Origin of the sequence: Marinobacterium jannaschii DSM 6295 (assembly GCF_000620085.1) — a bacterium.
Classification (GTDB): Bacteria; Pseudomonadota; Gammaproteobacteria; order Pseudomonadales; family Balneatricaceae; genus Pontibacterium; species Pontibacterium jannaschii.
This window is the reverse complement of sequence record NZ_JHVJ01000046.1, coordinates 1-2,867: the sequence shown is the minus strand read 5'-3', so window position 1 is coordinate 2,867 and position 2,867 is coordinate 1. Positions and strand designations below refer to the sequence as shown.

Below are 2,867 nucleotides of genomic sequence, written 5' to 3'. Positions count from 1 at the left end.
GGAAACTTACCGCCGGTATCTCGAATACCTAAACTTTGTGAACAACGTGCTTAGCATCCGCAGCTAGCTCAGCACCGGGCAATGCATATTCCGGCCCAACGTGAACACTTTTACCGATTTTTCGGAATCGCTGTTCACCATCCCGGAATCAGTGTTCACGTTCGTCCAGAATTCTTCTTAACGCATTGATATTTAAACTTACTTGGTAACCTCTACCTATTTAAGGGAGAGGCTGTGCCGGCTAAGAGGATCACAATGCGAAAAATTCGAGATGTTCTCCGGTTACGGCTAGCCTGTCGATCCGGCAGATCATGGACAGCACTAAAATCAGCGTTGGGGCCATTCAGAAGCTGCTCATCAAAGCTGATGAACTGGGCCTCTCCCCTATGTGTCAGCGTAGTTGTCACCTGAACATTTCAGAGGACAACAACCATGCCCCATTACTCAGAAGAACGTAAAGCCGCTATTCTCCAAAAGGAGGCCCCCCGCACAGCTTGACCGTTGCTGAGCTGGCGCGTCAGGAAGGTATCAGCAGCGCAACCTTGTACAATTGGCGTAAAGCCGCCAGAAAACGAGATGTTGTGTTGCCTTCCAATTCCGCGTCCTCAGATAAATGGACAAGCGAAGACAAGTTTCGCATGGTGCTTGAAACTGCGCCGATGAGCGAAGCAGAGCTCAGCGAATATTGCCGTAAACACGGTGTCTACCCAGAACAGATCGAAGCTTGAAAAGCCGCTTGTATGGGGGCTAATGCCCAGGCCGATGAGCAGGCCAGGCACCACCGCCAAAGCACCAAGGCCGAGCGCAAACGGATCAAGCAGCTTGAAGCAGATCTGCGCCGAAAGGACAAGGCACTGACTGAAACCGCCGCATTGTTGATCCTGTCAAAAAAAGCCGAGGCGATCTGGGGCTCCAAAAACGAGGACGAATGACCAGCCACCCTGATCGCCAGCATGCCGTTAACCTGATCCAGGAAGCTCAGCTTAACGGTGTCCCGCTGGTTAAGGCCTGCGTCTCGCTGAATCTAAGTGTGCGTACCTATCAAAGCTGGACGACGAATCAATCGTCCACGCCGATCAGCGGCCAGTCGTATCCAGGCCTGTACCGCACAATAAACTGTCAGAGGAGGAGCGCGAAGCCGTGATATCGCTCTGCAATCAGCCTCAGTATCGCAGCCGCCCACCGGCGTTTATCGTCGCGGATCAGCTGGACCAAGGCCACTATCTGGCCTCGGAATCCACCTTCTACCGGATCTTGCATAAACATGATCAGCTGCATGCCCGTGGGCGGCAGAAGCCGGTCATCGATGAGAGGGCTTGGCTGGTGACATTGACCACAAGGAGAAGTGAATTCAGGGCAAGGCTCTAACTGAATAATCAGCGACTGATCGTCAGGAGCCTGGCAGGTGCTGAGCTGAAAACCTGGCCAGAATGAGTCAAACAGAATAGGATGCATGGTGGCAGCAGAGTCGAGGGCTTGGTTTGTTTGGCGACTACCAATTTACCTTCTTTTCTGTCTGTCCACCTCTTCTTCCCCAAAATATCGCGATGAACCTTATTTTAGTCTATTAAACATTGTTATAAATCGCCAAACGTGCCTGATAGCATACTGGTACGTAAAAAATATCATTAAAAATGCTACTAGCATTACAGGTTCTGGCACAGTGTATATTTCGCCAGCGATACCTATACCGACCAAGACTATCGAGAATATCGATATCAGACCCAGGGCTTGCCGGGGTGAGCAGCCTGCCCGCATGAAAATATGGTGCAGGTGGTCGCGGTCGGGTTTGAAGGGTGATTGGCCTTTTTTGATTCGTCGGAACATGATGGCAGCCATATCCATGAGTGGAATAGCGATCAGCCACAGTGCAGTAACGGGCCTGAAGGCTTGCTGGGTTCCCTGGGTGCCTTCGATCAACAGCCATATCACCGTAAAGCCAATAAGCATACTTCCGGCATCGCCCATAAATATCTTATTTTTAAATGGCCCTATCGTGAGGTTTGTCAAAAGATAAGGGATCAGGCCGGCTGAAAATATGATTGCAAGTTGTAAAGGGCTTGCCATGCCACTGACCCAGAAAAGAACAGCCATTCCAAGAAACGTATTTAACGCCAGGCTGCCCGCCAGGTCATCAATACCGTCTATCATGTTAAAAGCGTTGATAGCGGCGATAACTGCAATCGTAGTAAAAGCGGGGGCAAACCAGCCGAGTTCAATATTTCCGGTGCCTATAAGGCTTCCTAGGGAAGACAGCTCATAATCACCCAGCAGGCACATGCTTAAGGCAACACTTGTCTGAATGAACAGTCTGGACTTAACAGACAGGTCTCGGGCATCATCCAGTACACCGGTTATAACAATAAGTGTTGCGCAGCTCAGATAAAAGACGCTCTCTCCCGCGTATCCTAGTGAAGTGAGAAGCCCGATGAATAGGGCGATCCCTCCAGTCAGGGGAATCGATCCACTATGTAGCTTACGATGATCGGGTGTATCGACAAGGCCAAATTTCGGAGCAATTGGGTACAAGGTCTTTATAGCGCCAAGCGTAGCAATTGTTGCTAACAATACAGGTGCGAGGTAGCTGATCAGGCTAATAGAGTTCCAGTCCATGATAGGGGTCTTGTTTTATCTGTTACTGATTGTATAGGGGCACCGGTTTTCAGCATTGCGACAGAATAGATACCACATACTACAGGGGCGTTACTGTCAGAAAGTCTATGAAGCTTACCTCTGCTGGGGGATGCCTTCGAGTCCATGGACATCATTCTACAGTTTACAGATGTTTTTGATAGCTTTTCTAGGTGCGGATGCTAAGCACGTTGTTCACAAAGTTTAGGTATTCGAGATACCGGCGGTAAGTTTCC

3 protein-coding genes are annotated in these 2,867 nt (G+C 49.8%); 2 read left to right on the top strand and 1 reads right to left on the bottom strand.

The features are described 5' to 3' along the window. The first annotated feature begins 494 nt into the window (after positions 1 to 494). A complete protein-coding gene (locus tag Q354_RS28585; RefSeq protein ID WP_211252274.1) occupies positions 495 to 728 on the top strand; it encodes a transposase in 234 nt (77 codons plus the stop codon). A 12-nt stretch (positions 729 to 740) separates the two neighbouring features. Next, complete coding sequence (locus Q354_RS28315) at positions 741 to 932, top strand: hypothetical protein (protein WP_211252273.1); 192 nt, start codon at positions 741 to 743, stop codon at positions 930 to 932. Positions 933 to 1,554: 622 nt separating this feature from the next. Here Q354_RS28315 and wecA read toward each other — a convergent pair. After that, a complete protein-coding gene (wecA, locus tag Q354_RS0115965; RefSeq protein ID WP_051560203.1) occupies positions 1,555 to 2,613 on the bottom strand; it encodes a UDP-N-acetylglucosamine--undecaprenyl-phosphate N-acetylglucosaminephosphotransferase in 1,059 nt (352 codons plus the stop codon). Between the last annotated feature and the right edge of the window lie 254 nt (positions 2,614 to 2,867).

Bases quoted from the DNA above. Each gene is read 5' to 3' on its own strand.
- wecA (WP_051560203.1), bottom strand. From the start codon at position 2,613: ATGGACTGGAACTCTATTAGCCTGATCAGCTACCTCGCACCTGTATTG.
- Q354_RS28315 (WP_211252273.1), top strand. From the start codon at position 741: ATGGGGGCTAATGCCCAGGCCGATGAGCAGGCCAGGCACCACCGCCAA.